Here is a 17770-nt window from a genome sequence, read left to right as displayed (position 1 = left end):
GATCAGTCGCTCGTCAGCACGTCCTGGCTCGCCGCACAGTTGTTCGGGCCCAGTTCGAGCGCGAACGCCTCCTCGTCGGTCGGCTCGCGTTCGCCGAGGTTGGTCGCGACGATTGCCTCGTAGTTGCTCGGTCGTGGCGGCATATCCGACTGGACGAGATCGACGAACGCCGCACGATCCATTCCGAGTGCGTCCATCCGGGATTCGAGGTCGCCGAGTCGAGCCGTGTACGTGCCGTCGTCGGCCTCGGCGTTCCCGCTGAAGTGGCCTGGAGCGACGATGGTCTCGTCGGGAAGCTCCAGCACACGCTCGTGCAACGTCTCGTGGAGCTGTTCTGCGGCGTCGGCTGTGCCTTCGGCTCCCGCTTCGAGATCGGGACGAGCGACGCTTTCGATGAACAGACCGTCGCCGGCGAACAGGGCGTTCCCGACCCGGTAGGCGGTCATTCCCGACGTGTGCCCGGGCGTGTGAAACGCCTCGATATCGGTCTCGCCGACGGCGATCGTCTCGCCGTCCTCGATCGTCGAATAGGCAGTGTCGTCGTCGACACCACGCTCGGCGGCGGATGCAGGAAGGAACGCCTCCGCGTCGGTTCCTGCGGCGACGCGTCGGGCTCCACTGATGTGGTCGGCGTGGATGTGGGTGTCGAGCGCGGCCGTGATCTCCGCACCCAGCGTGCGCGCGTCCTGGTGATAGGTGTCGGCGAACGGTCGGAGTGGATCGACGACCGCGGCCTCGTCGCCGCTAACGACGAGATACGAGAGGCAGCCGCTGGAGGCGCGCTGGTACTGGACGATTGTGGCGTCGGCATCGATGGCGAGTTCATGGGATTCGTAGAGCTCCGCCCAGCCGTTCATGCCGCGTGCGAGATGACGCACCTCGTAGCCGCGTTCGGCCAGCAGACCGGCGACGTACTCGCTCGAATCACCCTTCGCGCAGAGAACCGTCACGTCCCGGTCGTCAGGGATCGCATCAAAGACCTCCTCGTCGACATCGCCGAGCAGGAATTCGAAGTACGGCACGTTCCGGACGGTAACGTTCGGTTCGTCGATGTGCCACTCCTCGAACGCCTCACTCGAACACGTGTCGAGCAGGAACACGCCCTCGCTGTCGTCGATGCGCTCTTTCAGTTCGTTCGGCTCGATCGATTCGACATCGACAGCCGGGTCGGGAAACGCTTCGTCACTCATCGTACCCCAACTACCCGTTCGGCCCAAATAAGCCTTCGTATAGAATAGTGAATTCTATACAATATAGGCTGGTCGAAGATGGGTCGTACGGACTCCAAAGACGCTTCGATGCAGTATCCGGAGGTCTTCGAGAGAGGGGTGTTCGGTAGATTCACAAGACTTTTGCAATACCCGGGTTGTATTGTTCGATAGAGGCAAGACAAAACATGAGCGACGAACACGATACTGCCGAGACGCTCGACGTCAAAGGTGAGAACTGCCCCATGCCGGTCATCGAGACCAAGCAGGCGGTCGACGAGTTGGAGAGCGAGGAGGTGCTCGAAGTGCTCGCGACCGATGCTGGGAGCACGAGCGACATCAAGGGATGGGCCGGCTCGACCACGGGCGTCGAACTGGTCGATCAGACCGACGACGGGGACGTGTACAAACACTACGTCCGGAAGACCGCATGATGACCACCGACGAGATCGGGGCACGCGCGTCGGCCAATCGATCGGCCGAGAGGCGACGATGAGCACGGAGACCCGATCCACCGCTGGCGAGTCGATCGAGGACGTTGCAAGCCTCGAAGCTCGCATCGAGGAGCTCGAAGCCGAACTTGCCGAGATGCGCGCCGACGAGAACGACCAGCAGATGGTCATCATCGCCACGAAAGGCACTCTCGACATGGCGTACCCACCGTTGATCCTCGCCTCGACGGCCGCGGCCTTCGGCTGGGACGTGACGGTTTTTCACACGTTCTGGGGCCTCGAAATCCTCCACGAGGAGCATTCCGGGGAGCTTCAGTTGAGCTCGGTCGGCAATCCGAACATGCCGATCCCGAACGTGATCGGTGCGCTGCCCGGCATGGATCGTGCGATTTCGAAGATGATGGAGCGACGCATCGCCGACAACGACGTCGCGACCGTCGAGGAACTCGTCGAGACTGCCCTCGACAGCGGCGTCGAGTTGCAGGCCTGCCAGATGACGATCGATCTGCTGGACTACGATGAAGCCGACTTCTACGACGGCATCGAGACGGGTGTTGGCGCGGCGAGCGCCTTCCAGCGTATGACCGACGCCGACATCCAACTTCTCGTCTGAGTCGGTCCGCCCCTACACACCGGATCTCACGAACCGAAAACGATTTTCACGACAGACACAATACTCTACACGATGACGCTCCCCATCGACCCGACCCAGCTGGACGAAGACGATATCGGTGTGAAACGAACGACCCTAGAGATGAGCCACGAGGAGGCGATCGAGCACGTCAGAGCGGTGTTCACCGACGCTGGGTTCGGCATCCCCGTCGAGTTCTCGCCGTCGGATCTCCTCAACGAGAAGGTCGACGCCGACCGTGATCCCTACTACGTGCTGGGTGCGTGCAACCCCGCGATCGCCGACCGCGCGCTCGATGCCACCGATAAGCGAATGGGTGGCCTCTTCCCCTGCAACGTCGTCGTCTGGGAGGAGGAACCCGGCGTGCAGACCGTCTACCACGTTTCGATCATGCGGATCGCCCGACTCGTCGGAGTAGCACCGGACGACGACGCGATGGCCGACATCATCGAGGACACCGGCGAGCTCGCCGACGAGGCGTTCGAGGCGCTCTGATGGGGTACCACACCTTCGACGCCGCACGAGCCGACAAGCTGGAGGAGACGGCGTGGCGCTACCGGTTTCTCTCGGCCGAGGAGCTGCTGTGGGCGCTTTCGCCGTCGCCGGAGCATGCTGTCGCCGACCTCGGCAGCGGGACGGGGTTTTACACAGACGACGTCGCGCCGCATGCAAGCGAGGTCTACGCGGTCGATGTCCAGGAGGCGATGCACGAGTACTACCGCGAGAAGGGCGTGCCGGCGAACGTCGAACTCGTGACGACGGACATCGAGGAGCTCCCGTTCGAGAACGGGAGTCTCGACGCCGCGTTCTCGACGATGACCTATCACGAGTTCGCGAGCGACGACGCGTTCGCGGCAATTCACCGGGTGCTCGGGCCCACAGGACGACTCGCCATCGTCGATTGGACTGCCACAGGCACCGGCGAGAACGGCCCACCGCTCGACGAACGGTACACCGTCGGTGCAGCCGCGGATTCGCTCCGTGACCACGGGTTCGCGATCGAGCACGAGATCAGTCGTCCGGAGACGTTTCTGCTGGTCGCGACGATCGAGTAGCCACCCGTCGGCGTTCACCCGCCGCCATGCTCGGGTCGTCCAGTTGATTCCACTCAGCACGATGGGCACGATCGCTCCGAGCCGGATCGGGCCGATACGCCCCCGAGAGACCACCGGAAAACAACGTTACGTAGCGAACACCGAACCCGAATCGCAGCCTGTGCCGTCTGTCGGATGATTCGTGGGTCCAGCGGCTGTGTGCAAGAATGTTTATCTGTCCCAATACCGTACAGACAAGTAGGACGATGTTCGAGACGATCACTGCCAGAGAACTCGCTGACACACAGGATGCAGGTGTGGACGATTTCACACTCATCGACACGCGTCCGGCGGACAGCTACGAGTCGTGGCGTGTGCCGGGTGCGGTGAACGTCCCGTTCGGGCCGACGGAGACGCTGGGGGTGGACCAGCGCGAGACGATCGCGTCGTTGGCGGACGGTAAGCGGATCGTCACGATCTGCGGGAAGGGTGCGACGTCGACGATCCTTGCCGCCGAACTCGACGCCAACGAGTTCGACGACGTTGCGGTCGTGACAGGGGGAATGCGCGAGTGGAACTCGCTGTACGAGACCGTCCGCGTGGACACCACGAGCGACGATCTCGTGATCGTGCAGTTCCAGCGTCGGGCGAAGGGCTGTCTCTCCTATCTCGTCGGCTCGAAACGCGCGGGCGAGGCGGTCGTCGTCGACCCCACGCGACACACCGACCAGTACGTGACCACCGCCGCCGAGCACGGGATGGCGATCACCCACGTTCTCGATACCCACGTCCACGCCGACCATCTCTCCGGCGGGCGGACGCTCGCGACACGACTCGGTGTCCCCTATCGTCTCGGCGAACGCGCGGCCGAGCGCGACCTCGATTACGAGTTCGAACCGCTGGCCGACGGTGCGACGATCACGGTCGGCGATACTGGGATCGAGACCCTCGGCGCGCCCGGTCACACCACCGAGATGGTCGCGTATCGTGTCGGCGACGACGCCGTGCTCACCGGGGATAGCCTGTTTCTCGATTCGATCGGTCGCACGGAGCTCGAGTTCGGCGACGAGGGGGCCGAGGACGGTGCGGAGATGCAGTACGAGACGCTTCACGACACGCTGCTCGAACTCCCCACAGAACTCACCGTCCTACCGGGCCACGTCACCGTGAACAGCGACGGTACCTACGAGAACGGAACCCCAGGGAAACTCGTCGGACGTTCCCTCGACGAGGTGCGGGATCGACTCGACCTCGTCGACCTCGACCGGGCGGCGTTCGTCGAACAGATGGTCGAGAACGTCCCCGAGAAGCCCGACAACTACGAGACGGTGATCGCGATCAATCGTGGTGTCGAGAGCGTCGAGAGTGCGCGTGCGGCGACGATGCTCGAAACGGGCGCGAACAACTGCGCGGCCTGAAGGGGACGTCTCATGTCGCCCGCCGGCGTCTGTACGCGACGTAGGAGTAGATGGTGACGTACACGACGGCGGCCACGATCGGGATGAGGAAGAACACGAAACCGGCTTCGGGAAAGACGAGTCCGCCGAGCGCGAGCACGCCCGCGATTTTTAGCGCGAGCGCGGCGCGGTGGTTGGTCTGTTCCCACACCTCGTCATCGTCGAGCGTCCACGGGGTGCGGACGCCAGCGATCCAGTTCGGTTCGGCACGCTCGACGAGGAGTCCGCTCGCGTAGAGCACCGCGGCAAGACCCGGCGCGAGCGCCGCACCGATGGGTGGCTGGACGCCGAGGTTCCAAAGCAGCGTGAGCCCGTGGACGTAACCAAGAAACCACATCATGCCGGCGGCGAACCACTCGTACGCGCCCCGGAACGACTCGATGTTCTGGTCGTCAGGATCGAGACGCGGCGCGACCAGCAAGACCGCGTAGACGCCGATGCTGAACACCGGGAGGAAGAACGCACCCACAAGCCGCGACATCGTGCCGTCGACCTCGCCGCTCGCGCCCCAGTGGGTCGCCATCCTGGCCGGGAGCTCCGGGTAGACGGCGGCGCTCGCGAGGCCAGCGAGCACGATCGCCGCGACACCGACGGCCCGAGGGCGGCGGTATCTCATATCCGGATGTACGAATCACGCTGGCATAAGTTTTCAGTCGGCCACGATCGCCGATTCGATGGTGACGCCGACGGGCGTGAGTCGTCGAGAGTCCCATGTGCCGAGCGGGCGATCACCCGTCGAACATCCCGGTCGAGAGGTAGCGCTCGCCGCTGTCGGGGAAGACGGTGACGACCAGCGGGCAGTCGTCGTACTCGGTACCGACTGCCTCGCCGCTTCCGTCGGCCCGGAGCTCCGTCGGGGCGGGCGGACAGTCGAGTTCGGGTTCGGCGAGTCGCTTGGCGACCCGACGGGCGGCGAGGTTCGCCGCGCCGCTCGACTGGCCGACCATGATTCCTTCCTCGCGCGCGAGCCGGCGACACTCGGCTTCCGCGGCCTCGATCCCGACGGTCTCGACGGTGTCGATGGAATCGATATCGAGGATGTCGCTCACGAACCCGGGGCCCATCCCCTCGAACTCGTCCGCGCCCGCCTCGCCGGTCGAGAGCACGGCGTTCGTCTCGGGTTCGACCGCGACGACGTTCATCTCGGGGTACTCCTCGCCGAGCCGGCCGGCGATCCCGGTGAGCGTCCCACCGGTACCGACCGCGGCGACGAGCGCATCGACGGTTCGATCGCCGACCTGATCAAGAATCTCCGTGGCGGTGGTCTCGTAGTGCATGCGGACGTTCGCCGGGTTTTCGAACTGGCGGAGTTGGACCATCCCTTCGCTTTCGAGGTCGTCGGCCCGCTCCTTCGCGCGCTCGATCTCGCCGTCGACGAGTTCGAGGTTCGCACCGTACGCCGCCATGACCTGGCGGCGTTCTGCCGATTTCGAGGCGGGCATCACGACCGTGAGATCGTACCCCTTCGCCGCCGCGACCACCGCGAGACCGATGCCGGTGTTGCCGCTCGTCGGCTCGACGATGCGATCGCCCGGCTTCAGCATGCCCTCGCGTTCGGCGGCCTCGACCATCGCCTTCGCGGGGCGGTCCTTCGCCGACCCGCCGGGGTTCTTCGACTCGATCTTCGCGGCCACGGTCGCGCCCTCTGGCGAACCGACCTGCACGAGGGGCGATCCGATGGCGTCGAGGATGCTGTCGTCCATTGTGCGTCAGTACGGAACGCGGCCCTAAACCGATGACGGGATTGGTGATTCGTGCGCGAGGTGATTCATCGACATCGTGTGGAGGATGCGGGAAGCCTAAGCACGCCGGTAACGAACACCGTCCATGAGCCTCGAAACGATGTCGCCGAACCCGGTCTGGAACCCCGCGGGCTACGAGGATGCGATCGACGCCGTCGCCGAACACGCAGACGAACTCACCGTCCGAGTCTGGGCCGGTGACTGGTGCAAAGACTGTCGGGCCGTTCTCCCGGACTTCGCGGCGGCGCTCGACGAAGCCGACGTCCCCGAGGAACGGATCGAGGAGTACGCGCTCGATCAGGACAAGCAAGGCGAACTGGTCGCCGAATACGACATCGAATACATCCCCACGATCGTCATCGAGCGCGACGGCGAGGAGGTCGCACGGTTCGTCGAGGACGAACCCGAACCCCCGATCGTCCACCTCGCCGAGCAGCTCGACGCGCCCGAGCCGACGAACTAACGCGAACGGTCGTCCGCTGGAGTCGATTCTGGATCCGCATCCGTGTCGGACGCGAGTCGCTCCACCCACGACAGCGCGTCCTCGATGTCAGTCTGCGGCGGCGAGCAGGTGAACGATCGACAGACGTACGCCGTGGGCTCACCATCGCGCTGGTCTCGATCGGCCCAGATCGCCGGCGGCTCGTCGAGTCCGAGCCGGTCACACCACGTGGCGAGTTCCTCGTCGGAAGGTGGTCGCCGCGCGAGCAGCCGGCGGGGCAGATAGCTTCGACCGATCCGCTCGCGCCACGCGTCGGGGAGCGCGTCGGCTACGACTGTGCATTCGAGGGACCCGGTAGCGTGGCGATCGGCCGCGAGCGCGAGCGACGCACGCCGGAGCGGGCTCGATTCGACGGTTTCGGCGTGGGTTTCGAGAGTCGCCGTGGCGATCGACTCGAAGCGATCGTCATCGGCGAAGTGATCCAGCGCGAGCAGCACGTCGACCGCCACCCCGGTGCTGGAGGGCGTCGACTGGTCGTCGAGCTCCTGGGGTCGCGCGACGAGCGTCTCCCCTGTCTGTGGGGTGAAATAGAGCGTCTCCTCCTCTGAGTCCCAGAACTCCGCCTCGATCTCGCGCGCGAGATCGAGCGCGAACGCGAGGTGGTCGACATCGCCGGTGGCCTCGTAGCAGTTGAGCGCGCCGCGCGCAAGGAACGCGTAGTCTTCGAGGTAGCCCTCGATCTTCACCTCTCCGTCCTTGTATCGCCGGGAAAGCCGCTTTTCCTCGTCGTCCCATAGGTGTTCGCGAACGAAGTCGAGCGCCGCGACGGCGGTGTCGGCGAAGCGCGCATCGAGCGTGAGCCCGGCTTCGGCGAACGCCGAAATCGTTAGGCCGTTCCATCCAGCCAGAATTTTCTCGTCGCGTGCCGGGCGTGCGCGCTCGGATCGTGCCGCGAAGACCGCCTCGCGGGCGCGTTCGAGCTCCGCCTCGACCTCTTCGACGGTGGTGTCGTGCTCGTCGGCCAAGCCTTCGATTTCGGCGCTCTCCGTCAGCACCGTCCTCCCGTCCTCGAAGTTCCCCGCCTCGGTGACGCCGTAGCGCTCGCAGAACAGATCGGCAGCGAACTCGTCGCCGACCGCGTTGTGAACCTCATCGGGCGTCCAGACGTAGAACGCCCCTTCCTCGCGTTTGCCGGACTCGTCCTCGCTCTGAGCGTCGAGCGTGCTGAAGAAGCCGCCGTCGGGGTGACGGAGTTCGCGTTCGACGAATCCTAACGTTTCGCGCGCGACCTCGGCGTAGCGCTCAGCGCCCGTCCGGCGATAGCCCGCGAGATACGCCCGCGTGAGCTCGGCGTTGTCGTAGAGCATCTTCTCGAAGTGGGGCACCGTCCACTCGCGGTCGGTGGTGTAGCGGTGGAAGCCGCCGCCGACGTGATCCCGGAGCCCACCATCGGCCATCGCGTCGAGCGCCTCGCGGGCGACCTCGTCGAAGACCTCTCTCCCGGTTCGCTCGGCGGCGCGCATGAGAAGATGGAGCCGACCCGTCTGCGGGAACTTCTGGCCGCGACCGAACCCCCCATACTCGCGATCGGCGCTCTCGACCGCCTGCTGGGCGGCGGTTTCGAGCAAGTCGGTTCCTGGTGGGTCGCCTGGCTGCTCGGGCGTCGCCTCCAACTCGCCGGCCATCGCGCCCGCCCACTGGTCGGCGCGACCCTCGATGTCCTCGCGGTCGTTCTCCCACGACTCCGCGATGGAGTCGAGCAGGTCGAGAAAGCCAGGCTGGCCCCGCTTCGCCTCGCGGGGGAAGTACGTCCCGACGTAGAACGGGCGGCCGTCGGGCGTGAGCCACACCGACAGCGGCCACCCACCCTGGCCCGAGACCATCCCGCAGATCGTCTGATAGAGCCGGTCGAGGTCCGGGCGCTCCTCGCGGTCGACCTTGATCGGGACGAACTCGTCGTTGAGCCGCTCGGCCACCGCTTCGTCCTCGAAGCTCTCCTCTTCCATGACGTGACACCAGTGACACGCCGAGTAGCCGATCGAGAGGAAGATCGGGACGTCGCGCTCACGGGCTGCCGCCAGCGCGTCGTCGTCCCACGGCTGCCAGTTCACGGGGTTGTCGGCGTGCTGGCGGAGATACGGACTCCCTTCTTCGTCGAGCCGATTTCGTTCGATGGCGCTCATGGCTCGGTGTACGCTCCCGTCACGGGTAAACGCTGGCTCGTCGTTCGCGGCGGCGTCAGCCGGCAGCAGCTTCTTTGCGGGTGCGGCCCGAGGATCGAGGATGGTCGACCACATCAGTCGCGAGCAGGCGGAGGCGTGGCTCGACGAGAAGGTCGTTCAGGGGATCGAGCACGAGACCACAGACGGGACCGAGTTCAACCTCCGACTCCAGCTCTCGCGACTCCCGCTCCACGTCATCAAGGAGGAGACGTGGGGCCCGCTGCGAGTCGTCGGGGAGTGTACGTTCGACACCGAGCGCGTCGCGGCGCTGGTCGAGGACGACGAGGACCGCCAGAAACTACTCACCCGACTGGGCCCCATCCTCGCGACCGCACCGGGGTTTTACACCTTCCTCGACGCGGACGGCGACCCGTGTGAGTTCCCCGCGGTCCACTCGATCTTGCTCGAACACCGGATCTACCCGGACGGCGCGAGCCAGCAGGCGGTGATGGACTCGGTGATGGCGACCGCGGCCACGATGCGGTCGATCCAGAACACCGCCGCCGCGCTGCAGAACCAGGCCGTCTGGAACACGGGTACCGAGGAGACCGAGCAGTAGCGGACCGACTCGGCGGTATCGGTGGCGTCCAGCGGTGCTCGGCGCATTCGGTTCGCGAGCGGTCGGCCGACGACGGGAGCGTGGTGCCTCAGACGCCGAGTTCGAGGGAGAGCGTCTCGATGTGGACGATCTCGTCGTCCTGAAGCATCTCGACGATCGTCTGGTGGCCGGTCGGTTCCGATTCGAGCCCGACGATCGTGACGCGGTAGCCGGCGTCGAGCGCGCCCTCGAAGAACGCGAACGCGGTCGGCGCATCCAGGTTGTGGAGGTCGACCGTCACCGTCCCGTCGTCGAGGTCGTCGCGGGCGGCGGTCAGCTCGTCGGCGGCGTCTTCGAGCTCCCGGTCGTCCATATCGATGGTCACATCTGCCATATCGAGGTTGTCTCGGCGGGTGATTATAAACGACGGGGGAACGGTTCAGTTGATCTCGTTGTGCATCGCGTCGATGACGTCGTCGAGGTCGGGTTCGCCGCCGCCCGGCTGCCGGCCGTAGGAGAACTCGCCCTCGCCGTCGATGGATTCGCCCTGCGTCCAGCGCTGTTCGGGGTCCGGCCGTTCGTCCCTGTAGGTGGACATGAACTCGTAGTTGTGGTCCTGGTTTTCCTTTTCCTGTGGGAAGCTGTTGGGCACCGGGACGTGCTCGTCCATGGTTTCGAGCGCGGCGTGCCACTGGTTCTGGTGCATCGTGTCCCGGGCGATCAGATACGAGAGCATGTCCTCCATCCCGGGATCGTCGGTGATCTCGTAGAGGCGGGTGGCGAGCAACCTGCCTGTCGACTCGGCCATCACGTTCGCGTACATGTCGGCAGCGAGGTTGCCGGAAGCGACGACGCAGCCACCGTTGAACGGCGTCCCGTTCGAATCGACCGGCATCGCGTGGAGACCGGCCGAGAGCGCCTGACGCGGCTGGCCGCTGTCCAGCATCTCCGCGATGACGGCGTCCTCGCGCGCGGCCTCACGCTGCTCGTCGGAGGCTCCCTGGAGGTTCTTCGCGACCGCGGTCGCGAGCATCTCGATGTGGCCGAGTTCCTCGGTCGCGGTCTCCATCAGCAGCCGGCGGTACTCGCTCTTCTCGGCGGGCACCGCGAACGCCTGGAACATGTACTGGAGCGCGACGCGCATCTCGCCCTCGGCCCCGCCGATGGCCTGCTGGAGCAGCTTGGCGAAGCGTGGATCCGGGCTCTCGACCTCGACTTCGTACTGGAGTTCGTCGTCGTGGTAGAACATTCGTTTCTCCACTACAACCGATACAGGACGAGTGATTAGCCGTACTGCCTGCCAGTGACTGGTGTTGATTCGAAGAGCGTGTGGTCGAGTCCGCGAAGGATCGTTGCACCGACGACGTGGCAGTAGCGACGCCAGCGATGGAGGTCGTGAACGACATCCCGAGAGAACGATCGCCGAGAGGAAGAACCCGGATCGTGGGTATCGCTCCTGTCTACGAGCGCGAACCGACCCATGCGCCGAGCGCGAGACCATAGACGACGTGGCCGGCGTGAAAGACCGCCCTCTCGTCGGTACTGAGGTCCATGTCGAGCAGGCAATCGAGAACGACGCGCTCACCGAACACCGAGAGGAGTATCGCATAGATCACTCCGGCGACGAGTCCGACGGTTTCGGGTTCGTCGGTGTCGTCGACGATCGACTCGAACGCGAGGCCGAAACCGACCCCGCCACCGATCCCGTACAGAACGTGGAGTGCCAACGACGTCACGGGGTACTCCTCGGGGTCGCCCCCACGATACCGGCTCACGAACACGGCAGTCGGCGGAAGGGCCCGGGCGGTCGGTTCGCGGAAAGCAGTCATCACGAAGGTCGCGAAGACGCCACCCACAGCCCCGGTACGGAGTGGATGACGCTTCCCTTCGGCGTCTTGGGTACCGAGGAGTCCGTCTCGCCAGTTCGTCGGAACGATCCCACAGTTCATGCCAGGAGGACACAGCCAGCGTACATAGGACTGCTGCCGGCGATACACCGGTGTCGACGCAGCGCGGCCCACCGAGCACCCGTAGTCGCTGCCGTTTCGTGCTGACGAAGTGACCATCCGGTTCGCAACCCGGGAACGAAACGAGCAGTCGAGTGCCGGCTAAGCACCTTCATCGCTGTCGCACGTGTTCCACCGTATGCGTCTCGTCAGGCTACTCGTCACCGAGGAGAATCGCGACGACGTTCTCGACGTGCTTCGGGGGAAGGAGATCGATTTCGTCGTCACGGCGGGAAGCGAGGAATCGCCCGGATCGTCGCTGGTCGAGTTTCCGGTGCCGACCGACGGGCTCGGCGATGTCCTCGATGCCACCCGGGGGGTCGGGCTCGACGACGACTACCTCGTCGTTCTCACTGCCGAAAATGCGTCCACACCACACACCGAGAAGCTACAGGATCGGTACGCCACCGACTACGACCCGCTCCGGCTGCCGGAGCTGCGTTCGAAGGCGCGCGGTCTCAGTCTGGACTGGCTGTCGTATGCCGCCATGATCTTCCTGAGCGCGATCATCGCCGCCGCCGGCTTGCTGATCGATTCGCCCGCGATCGTGGTCGGCGCGATGGTGATCGCCCCGCTCGTGGGTCCCGTCCTCACCACGACCGTCGGAGCCGTCACGGGCGATCGGGCGATGCTCGTGGATAGCGTCCGGATCCAGGCGCTCGGGCTCGTGGCCGGAGTCGTCGGTGCAGTGGTGTTCAGCTTCAGCGTCAAGATCGCCGGTCTCGTCCCCTCGATGCTCGATATCGCCACGATCGAGTTGATCGCGCTCCGGATGGCACCGAGCGCGTTCGCGGTGATCGTCGGGTTCGCTGCCGGCGCGGCCGCCGCGTTCGGGCTGACGACGAAGGGAACGGGATCGTTGATCGGCGTGATGATTGCTGCGGCGTTGATTCCTGCCGCGGCCACCGTCGGCATCGCCCTTGCGTGGGGTGAGTATCTGATCGCGCTCGGGAGTGCACTGTTGTTGGTGAGTACGATGGCCGCGATCAACCTCGCGATGTACGGCGTGCTCTGGGGGCTCTACCGCAACACCGACTCCAGTCCAGCCTTGCTCACCGACCGCACACCGACACGGGCCGCGTTCGCGACGGCGGCCCTCATCGTCATCGCCGTCGGCATCGCCGGGGTCGCGGCCGCACAGCAGGCCACGTTCCAGCGGGCGGTTACCGAAGACGTGGAGGACGTTCTCGACGAGCCGGCCTACGCGGAACTCGGTGTCGTTTCGATACGGACCCAGCACGGTGGCACTGCCCCGCTTTCGACGCCCGAAGCGGTCACCGTCATCCTCAGTGCGCCGAACTCGTCGTATCCTGGCCTCTCGGGACGACTCGAACGGCGAATCGAAGCGACGACCGGCAACGACGTTCGCGTCGACGTTCGATTCGTGACGTTCCAGCGGTCGAACGCCTCACAAATGCCATCACCGAGTCCCACCGCAGTCGACGGCGAACACTCGTCCCCTCGATCGACGAACCGGTGATCGCTCACGATTCGATCGTCTCCACGATCCCCCTCGCTTGCTCCTTTGCTTTGTCCTCACCGACGTGTTCTTCGATCAACACTGCCTCTACCTGCCAGTCGTCGCTTTCTTCCACTCGTCCGGTACGTACCTCGGCCCCATCCGATACCGACTGGGCTGCGTTCGCCGCCCAGTCCGGCGTCCGGATCTCGTCGAACCGGTCCGGGTCCCTGAACCGGACGTGGATGTAGTCGTCCGCGGTCTCGACGGCTCGATCCCAGGTATCTCAGTCATGATCGGATCACTCGCCGTTCGAAAGCGCGCTTTCGTGTGAGACCAAAACAGCGATGGTCGTTGCGGGCGTAACGACACGTCATCCCTCGCTAAACGTGCTGCCTGCGCTCGCCAGTGCGTTACTTCGATCCGAATGCCGTTCGACGACGCTCCGCTCGAAACGGTCCAACGACCGTTCGACGCCGAGGACGGGCGAGCGGTTGGAGCGATAGCAACCAGAAGGACAACGCTTAGGTCGCCCGGGTCGGCGTATCGCGCATGAGCGAGACGGTTCTCGTCGTCGGTGGCGGCGGGCGCGAGCACGCCATCGCGCGCGCACTCGCCGACACCGAGGCGACGCTGTACGCCTGTGCAACGAACCGAAATCCGGGCATCGCGGGCCTCGCCGCGGGGTTCGCAACGCTCGACACCACCACCCCGCAGGCTGTCGTCGCCTACGCCGAGGAGGTCGGGGCGACGCTCGCAGTCGTCGGGCCCGAAACGCCGCTCGAAGCCGGTGTCGCCGACGCACTCGCCGACGCCGGCGTCTTCCCGTTCGGGCCGCACGCCGATGCGGCGCGGATCGAGACCGACAAGGCCTACCAGCGGCGGTTCATGCGCGAGCACGACGTTCCCGGCTGTCCCACGTTCGAGACGTTCGACGACATGGAGCGTGCGTGTGCGTACATCGACGACCACGACGGCGATCTCGTGGTGAAGCCCGCCGGACTCACCGGCGGGAAGGGCGTCCGCGTCATCGGTGACCAGGTAACCCCCGAGGAAGCCAAGGAGTACCTCCGCGATTCGGCGTACGACCGGGTGGTGCTCGAAGAGCGCCTCGTCGGCGAGGAATTCACCGTGCAGGCGCTGGTGGCGAACGGCGACGTGCGCACGACTCCGGCGGTCCAGGACCACAAGCGCGCCTACGAGGGCGACGAAGGCCCCAATACAGGAGGAATGGGGAGTTACTCCGACAGCGGGCTTGAGCTTCCGTTCATGATCGACGAGGACTACCGCGCGGCCGTCGGGATCGTCGAGGAGACGGTCGCGGCGCTCGACGACTATACGGGAGTGCTCTACGGCCAGTTCATGCTGACCGCCGATGGCCCGAAGGTCGTCGAGTTCAACGCGCGCTTCGGCGATCCCGAGGCGATGAACACGCTGCCGGTGCTCGACACCGACCTGCTCTCGGTTCTCACCGCGGCGCGGGACGGCGACTCGCTGCCGGATCTCGATTTCGCGCCGCGGGCCACGGTCTGTAAGTACGCGGTTCCCGAGGGCTATCCCACCGATCCGGACGCAGGGGCGAAGATCCAGGTCGACGAGGGCGTCGTCGAGACGATCAACCAGCGGTTCGCGGCCGGTGCCGACGCCGGCGGCTCGGCGGCCGCGGACGGTGGGACCTCGCCGCGGGTCGAACTCTACTACGCAAGCGTCGACGAGCGCGACGACGGGATCTACACCACCACGTCGCGGGCGTTCGCGGTGGTCGGGGTCGCCGACACCATCGAAACCGCCGAGGCGATCGTCGACGAGACGCTGACCGAGGCCGGCACCGAGGGACTCCGGGTCCGCCACGACATCGGCACGGCGGCGCTCGTCGAGTCTCGCGTCGAGCACATGGACGAACTGCGAGCCGAGTAGGTTCGTCCCATCGAGTGCGTGGCGGTCTGCGGATTCAAGTCATCAGGGGGCGAACGGTTCGTCGTGACCGACGACACCGACTCCCGCCGGGATCGCACCACTGTGCATCCGACGCCCGGTCCCCGAAACTCCCTCCAGCACTGGCCCGAGGCGCACTCGACGTGGCGGATCGTCGTGAACTACCTGTTCGTTCTCGTCGCGCGGCTCGCGCCGTTCCTCCGGGTGAAAAACTGGGCGCTCCGGCGGATCGGCGTCACGGTCGGCGAGGGGGTCTCGTGGGCGCTCGAAGCCACGCCCGACGTGTTCTGGCCCGAACTCATCACGATCGAGGATCACGCCATCGTGGGCTACGACGCCACCCTGCTCTGTCACGAGTACCTCCAGGACGAGTACCGCACCGGCGAGGTGGTCGTCGGCGAGCGCGCGATGATCGGCGCTGGCGCGATCGTTCTGCCCGGCGTCGAGATCGGTGCCGAGGCACGGGTGGCTGCGAACTCGCTCGTCGCCGAGGACGTCCCACCGGAGGCGACGGTCGCTGGCGTGCCGGCGACGGAGGTGTGAGGGCGGCTGCAGTGGCGGTGTGGGGCGGTGCGGAGCGGCAGCGGGCCTGGTGGATGAAGGGCGAGGTGCGCGAGCGACCGAAGGGAGCGAGCAGCGAACGCCGGAGCACGCTTCACGCGCTCCGAACTCCCGTTCGCTTCGCTCACGGGAGCGAAGTGAGCGCGCGCCGAGGGCTTCGGCGGTGCGGTGGCGGTCCTCGGTGGATCAAGGGCGAGCGACCGGAGGGAGCGAGGGCTTCGGCGGTCACGGTGCAGATGGCAGTATCGTCCGCGCGAGCGCAGCGAGCGCGGTTTACCGCGAACGAGCGCCCGCAGGGCGCGAGTGAGTGGGTGTTTTTAGTCCAGGTTTTTACGAGGAGAGGTCCCCACAGCGAGTCGGCGAAGCCGACGAGCGAGGAGATCCGACGAAGTAAAAAAGTGGTTTAGCGTACTCGGACGACGCCCGCCCGGAAGACACGGTGATTCGGGATGATGAACTCCTCGCCGTCGCTCTCGACGCGGGTGACGAACAGTTCGACCTCCTGGACCACACCGTGCATGCCGTCGACGCGGACCTCGTCGCCGATGGCGTACGGTTGAGTGAAGAGAAGGTAGGTTCCTGCCGCACCCGCCGCGAGGAGGTCCTTACCGGCGAGCCCCCCGAGGAAGACGACGCCGAAGACGTACGCCGCGAGCAGCACGATCAGCGCGTCATCGGCGACACCGATCTGGCCGAGCGCGATCAGCCCCGCGATGTAGATCACGCTGTACTTCACGAGGCCGGGCACCACGCCGAGCGCGCCCGTCGAGGTGAACTTGTAGCCGCTCAGGCGCTCGGCGACCCGGAGTTCCGCCCGGTCGGCGAGGACCAGTCCGACGATCACGATGAGCGTGGCGATGAACAGGTCCGGCAGGAAGTCGATGAAGTCGATCAGGTAGCTCTGGATGTCGAACAGCGCGGCGACGCCGAGGGCGATCACCGCGGCGAGGACGAACACGAAGAGACCGAGGAGCCACGAGAGCAGGGCGACGGTCGAGGTGCCGAGCCGCCTCGCGGCACGCTCGAAGGCGGTCCCTTCCACCACGTCCGCGACACCGGCGGCGACGAGCAGCCGGTTCGTCGATCGGGCGACGAGGTAAGCCACGAGACCGCCGACCACGAGGATGACCGCGAGGAGCACCACATCGAGATTGCGGGTGAGGAGGTCCTGCACCACGGACTGGGCCAGCAGCGCCATCAGTACTCCTCCGGATCGAGCTCGAGGATCAGCTCGCCGCCCTTGAACGCGCGCACCAGGCGATCGCTCTCGCTCAACACGACCGCGGTCGCATTGGTGTCCCGCGTGATCGATCCTGCCGCCATGTGGCGGGTCCCGAGCCCCTTCGGGATGTCGACGCCCTCGGCGCTCGGTTCGAGATAGCGGTACGCCGAGACGATCTTCCCGCCGTCGCTGATGACGAACGCGCCGTCGAGCCGCGAGAACTCCTTCAGCATCACGTTCACGATCGGATCACCGACGTGGACGTGGCTCTTCTCGAAGGGGTTGTACGACAGCGGCCGGGACTTGTTCATCACCTTGCCGGCGTCGCCGATGACGAACAGCGCCCCGACCGGTTTGCCCTTCTGACCCTTCTGCCCGAGTTCGACTGCAACATCCAGCACATCCCGGATGACTTCGGGATCGCCGCGGGAGTTGGTGAACAGATCGTAGACGCCCGACTGGTCGAGATCGCCCGCCCGCGCTCGACTCACGCTGTCGATCACGTCGTCGAACAGCTTGGTCGCACACGCCACCTCGTCGCCCTCGTCGATGTGGCCCTCGTCGAGCGCGCCCTCGATCCCGAACCGGATGCGCTCGGAGAGATCGGCGAACTCCAAGGGAAGTTCGACGTACCGCTCCGCGCCGACCCCGTTGTCCGGCGCGACCACGACCGTCGAGACGTTCTCGACCGCCTGACACCGCTCGTAGTACGAGGCACTCGGCGAGAACAGGAGCACAGTTTCGACCTCGTCGACGATCTCGCCGAGGAGGTCGCGTACAGTCGGCATTACCCGATACGGGCTTCCGGGGCCGCAAAAAGGTTTGTGACACGGCTATCCCGGCAGTGTCGGTCAAAGTAGT

The 17770-nt window shown here is 65.8% G+C and carries 20 protein-coding genes; 10 read left to right on the top strand and 10 right to left on the bottom strand.

Going from position 1 to position 17770, the window contains the following annotated elements; all coding sequences use genetic code 11:
- Positions 1-2: 2 nt before the first annotated feature.
- Positions 3-1190 (bottom strand): MBL fold metallo-hydrolase, encoded by a 1188-nt coding sequence (locus TX76_RS12665; protein ID WP_049902859.1) that lies wholly within the window; start codon positions 1188-1190, stop codon positions 3-5.
- A 206-nt stretch (positions 1191-1396) separates the two neighbouring features.
- Between TX76_RS12665 and TX76_RS12660 the strand changes: the two genes are divergently transcribed.
- From TX76_RS12660 to TX76_RS12640, 5 genes are all read left to right on the top strand, one after another.
- On the top strand, positions 1397-1642 hold the full coding sequence (locus TX76_RS12660) for a sulfurtransferase TusA family protein (protein WP_049902858.1): 246 nt from the start codon (positions 1397-1399) through the stop codon (positions 1640-1642).
- A gap of 58 nt (positions 1643-1700) precedes the next feature.
- Positions 1701-2273, top strand: a complete 573-nt coding sequence (locus TX76_RS12655) for a DsrE/DsrF/DrsH-like family protein (RefSeq protein ID WP_049902857.1) — start codon at positions 1701-1703, stop codon at positions 2271-2273.
- A gap of 72 nt (positions 2274-2345) precedes the next feature.
- Complete coding sequence (locus TX76_RS12650) at positions 2346-2786, top strand: DUF302 domain-containing protein (protein WP_049902856.1); 441 nt, start codon at positions 2346-2348, stop codon at positions 2784-2786.
- Positions 2786-3346 (top strand): class I SAM-dependent methyltransferase, encoded by a 561-nt coding sequence (locus TX76_RS12645; RefSeq protein ID WP_049902855.1) that lies wholly within the window; start codon positions 2786-2788, stop codon positions 3344-3346. The genes TX76_RS12650 and TX76_RS12645 overlap by 1 nt, the downstream gene beginning before the upstream one ends.
- 245 nt (positions 3347-3591) lie before the next feature.
- A complete protein-coding gene (locus tag TX76_RS12640; protein ID WP_049902854.1) occupies positions 3592-4743 on the top strand; it encodes an MBL fold metallo-hydrolase in 1152 nt (383 codons plus the stop codon).
- A gap of 10 nt (positions 4744-4753) precedes the next feature.
- Here TX76_RS12640 and TX76_RS12635 read toward each other — a convergent pair whose 3' ends face one another.
- Both TX76_RS12635 and TX76_RS12630 read right to left on the bottom strand, forming a co-directional pair.
- Positions 4754-5398 carry an SdpI family protein gene (locus tag TX76_RS12635; protein ID WP_049902853.1) on the bottom strand — a complete coding sequence of 215 codons (645 nt, stop codon included), beginning with the start codon at positions 5396-5398 and terminating at the stop codon, positions 4754-4756.
- A gap of 112 nt (positions 5399-5510) precedes the next feature.
- Positions 5511-6485, bottom strand: a complete 975-nt coding sequence (locus tag TX76_RS12630) for a PLP-dependent cysteine synthase family protein (RefSeq protein WP_049902852.1) — start codon at positions 6483-6485, stop codon at positions 5511-5513.
- 124 nt (positions 6486-6609) lie between these two features.
- On the opposite strand from TX76_RS12630, the gene TX76_RS12625 reads away from it, so the two are divergent.
- The gene (locus tag TX76_RS12625; protein ID WP_049902851.1) at positions 6610-6987 is read left to right on the top strand and encodes a thioredoxin family protein; all 378 of its coding nucleotides are present in this window, start codon (positions 6610-6612) and stop codon (positions 6985-6987) included.
- Here the strand turns inward: TX76_RS12625 and TX76_RS12620 are convergent.
- Positions 6984-9149, bottom strand: a complete 2166-nt coding sequence (locus TX76_RS12620) for a thioredoxin domain-containing protein (RefSeq protein ID WP_049902850.1) — start codon at positions 9147-9149, stop codon at positions 6984-6986. The genes TX76_RS12625 and TX76_RS12620 overlap by 4 nt on opposite strands.
- A gap of 100 nt (positions 9150-9249) precedes the next feature.
- Between TX76_RS12620 and TX76_RS12615 the strand changes: the two genes are divergently transcribed.
- Positions 9250-9747 carry an excalibur calcium-binding domain-containing protein gene (locus TX76_RS12615; RefSeq protein ID WP_049902849.1) on the top strand — a complete coding sequence of 166 codons (498 nt, stop codon included), beginning with the start codon at positions 9250-9252 and terminating at the stop codon, positions 9745-9747.
- Between the two features lie 88 nt (positions 9748-9835).
- Here the strand turns inward: TX76_RS12615 and TX76_RS12610 are convergent, their stop codons facing one another.
- The 3 genes from TX76_RS12610 to TX76_RS12600 all read right to left on the bottom strand — a co-directional run bounded on the left by TX76_RS12610 (position 9836) and on the right by TX76_RS12600 (position 11675).
- On the bottom strand, positions 9836-10120 hold the full coding sequence (locus TX76_RS12610) for a hypothetical protein (RefSeq protein ID WP_049902848.1): 285 nt from the start codon (positions 10118-10120) through the stop codon (positions 9836-9838).
- Positions 10121-10165: 45 nt separating this feature from the next.
- Entirely contained in the window at positions 10166-10975 is an 810-nt protein-coding gene (locus tag TX76_RS12605) for a manganese catalase family protein (protein WP_049902847.1), read from the bottom strand.
- Positions 10976-11186: 211 nt separating this feature from the next.
- Positions 11187-11675 (bottom strand): hypothetical protein, encoded by a 489-nt coding sequence (locus TX76_RS12600; protein WP_228842374.1) that lies wholly within the window; start codon positions 11673-11675, stop codon positions 11187-11189.
- A gap of 196 nt (positions 11676-11871) precedes the next feature.
- Between TX76_RS12600 and TX76_RS12595 the strand changes: the two genes are divergently transcribed.
- On the top strand, positions 11872-13212 hold the full coding sequence (locus TX76_RS12595; RefSeq protein ID WP_079890831.1) for a DUF389 domain-containing protein: 1341 nt from the start codon (positions 11872-11874) through the stop codon (positions 13210-13212).
- A gap of 4 nt (positions 13213-13216) precedes the next feature.
- On the opposite strand, the gene TX76_RS18665 is transcribed toward TX76_RS12595, so the two are convergent.
- Positions 13217-13438, bottom strand: coding sequence for a hypothetical protein (locus TX76_RS18665; RefSeq protein WP_049902846.1), 222 nt, complete (start codon positions 13436-13438; stop codon positions 13217-13219).
- Positions 13439-13743: 305 nt separating this feature from the next.
- Between TX76_RS18665 and purD the strand changes: the two genes are divergently transcribed.
- Both purD and TX76_RS12580 read left to right on the top strand, forming a co-directional pair.
- Positions 13744-15108, top strand: coding sequence for a phosphoribosylamine--glycine ligase (purD, locus tag TX76_RS12585; protein WP_049902845.1), 1365 nt, complete (start codon positions 13744-13746; stop codon positions 15106-15108).
- Between the two features lie 63 nt (positions 15109-15171).
- Positions 15172-15669: an acyltransferase gene (locus TX76_RS12580; protein WP_049902844.1), complete on the top strand. Its 498-nt coding sequence runs from the start codon at positions 15172-15174 to the stop codon at positions 15667-15669.
- Between the two features lie 421 nt (positions 15670-16090).
- Here the strand turns inward: TX76_RS12580 and TX76_RS12575 are convergent, their stop codons facing one another.
- Both TX76_RS12575 and dacZ read right to left on the bottom strand, forming a co-directional pair.
- Positions 16091-16885: a mechanosensitive ion channel domain-containing protein gene (locus TX76_RS12575; RefSeq protein ID WP_049902843.1), complete on the bottom strand. Its 795-nt coding sequence runs from the start codon at positions 16883-16885 to the stop codon at positions 16091-16093.
- The gene (gene dacZ / locus TX76_RS12570; protein ID WP_049902842.1) at positions 16885-17697 is read right to left on the bottom strand and encodes a diadenylate cyclase DacZ; all 813 of its coding nucleotides are present in this window, start codon (positions 17695-17697) and stop codon (positions 16885-16887) included. Before dacZ ends, TX76_RS12575 begins: the two co-directional genes overlap by 1 nt.
- Positions 17698-17770 lie beyond the last annotated feature (73 nt).

The organism is Halococcus agarilyticus (genome assembly GCF_000334895.1).
Classification (GTDB): Archaea; Halobacteriota; Halobacteria; order Halobacteriales; family Halococcaceae; genus Halococcus; species Halococcus agarilyticus.
Note: the sequence above shows the minus strand (reverse complement) of the source record. Positions and strands in the feature narration are given on the sequence as shown.

What these genes read in the sequence shown, in the direction of transcription:
- TX76_RS12600 (WP_228842374.1), bottom strand. Translation starts at nt 11,675, where the DNA reads ATGAACTGTGGGATCGTTCCGACGAACTGGCGAGACGGACTCCTCGGT.
- TX76_RS12635 (WP_049902853.1), bottom strand. Translation starts at nt 5,398, where the DNA reads ATGAGATACCGCCGCCCTCGGGCCGTCGGTGTCGCGGCGATCGTGCTC.
- TX76_RS12605 (WP_049902847.1), bottom strand. Translation starts at nt 10,975, where the DNA reads ATGTTCTACCACGACGACGAACTCCAGTACGAAGTCGAGGTCGAGAGC.
- TX76_RS12655 (WP_049902857.1), top strand. Translation starts at nt 1,701, where the DNA reads ATGAGCACGGAGACCCGATCCACCGCTGGCGAGTCGATCGAGGACGTT.
- TX76_RS12630 (WP_049902852.1), bottom strand. Translation starts at nt 6,485, where the DNA reads ATGGACGACAGCATCCTCGACGCCATCGGATCGCCCCTCGTGCAGGTC.
- TX76_RS12610 (WP_049902848.1), bottom strand. Translation starts at nt 10,120, where the DNA reads ATGGCAGATGTGACCATCGATATGGACGACCGGGAGCTCGAAGACGCC.
- TX76_RS12665 (WP_049902859.1), bottom strand. Translation starts at nt 1,190, where the DNA reads ATGAGTGACGAAGCGTTTCCCGACCCGGCTGTCGATGTCGAATCGATC.
- TX76_RS12620 (WP_049902850.1), bottom strand. Translation starts at nt 9,149, where the DNA reads ATGAGCGCCATCGAACGAAATCGGCTCGACGAAGAAGGGAGTCCGTAT.
- TX76_RS12660 (WP_049902858.1), top strand. Translation starts at nt 1,397, where the DNA reads ATGAGCGACGAACACGATACTGCCGAGACGCTCGACGTCAAAGGTGAG.
- dacZ (WP_049902842.1), bottom strand. Translation starts at nt 17,697, where the DNA reads ATGCCGACTGTACGCGACCTCCTCGGCGAGATCGTCGACGAGGTCGAA.
- TX76_RS12625 (WP_049902851.1), top strand. Translation starts at nt 6,610, where the DNA reads ATGAGCCTCGAAACGATGTCGCCGAACCCGGTCTGGAACCCCGCGGGC.
- TX76_RS12645 (WP_049902855.1), top strand. Translation starts at nt 2,786, where the DNA reads ATGGGGTACCACACCTTCGACGCCGCACGAGCCGACAAGCTGGAGGAG.
- TX76_RS12595 (WP_079890831.1), top strand. Translation starts at nt 11,872, where the DNA reads ATGCGTCTCGTCAGGCTACTCGTCACCGAGGAGAATCGCGACGACGTT.
- TX76_RS12575 (WP_049902843.1), bottom strand. Translation starts at nt 16,885, where the DNA reads ATGGCGCTGCTGGCCCAGTCCGTGGTGCAGGACCTCCTCACCCGCAAT.
- TX76_RS12640 (WP_049902854.1), top strand. Translation starts at nt 3,592, where the DNA reads ATGTTCGAGACGATCACTGCCAGAGAACTCGCTGACACACAGGATGCA.
- TX76_RS12615 (WP_049902849.1), top strand. Translation starts at nt 9,250, where the DNA reads ATGGTCGACCACATCAGTCGCGAGCAGGCGGAGGCGTGGCTCGACGAG.
- purD (WP_049902845.1), top strand. Translation starts at nt 13,744, where the DNA reads ATGAGCGAGACGGTTCTCGTCGTCGGTGGCGGCGGGCGCGAGCACGCC.
- TX76_RS12650 (WP_049902856.1), top strand. Translation starts at nt 2,346, where the DNA reads ATGACGCTCCCCATCGACCCGACCCAGCTGGACGAAGACGATATCGGT.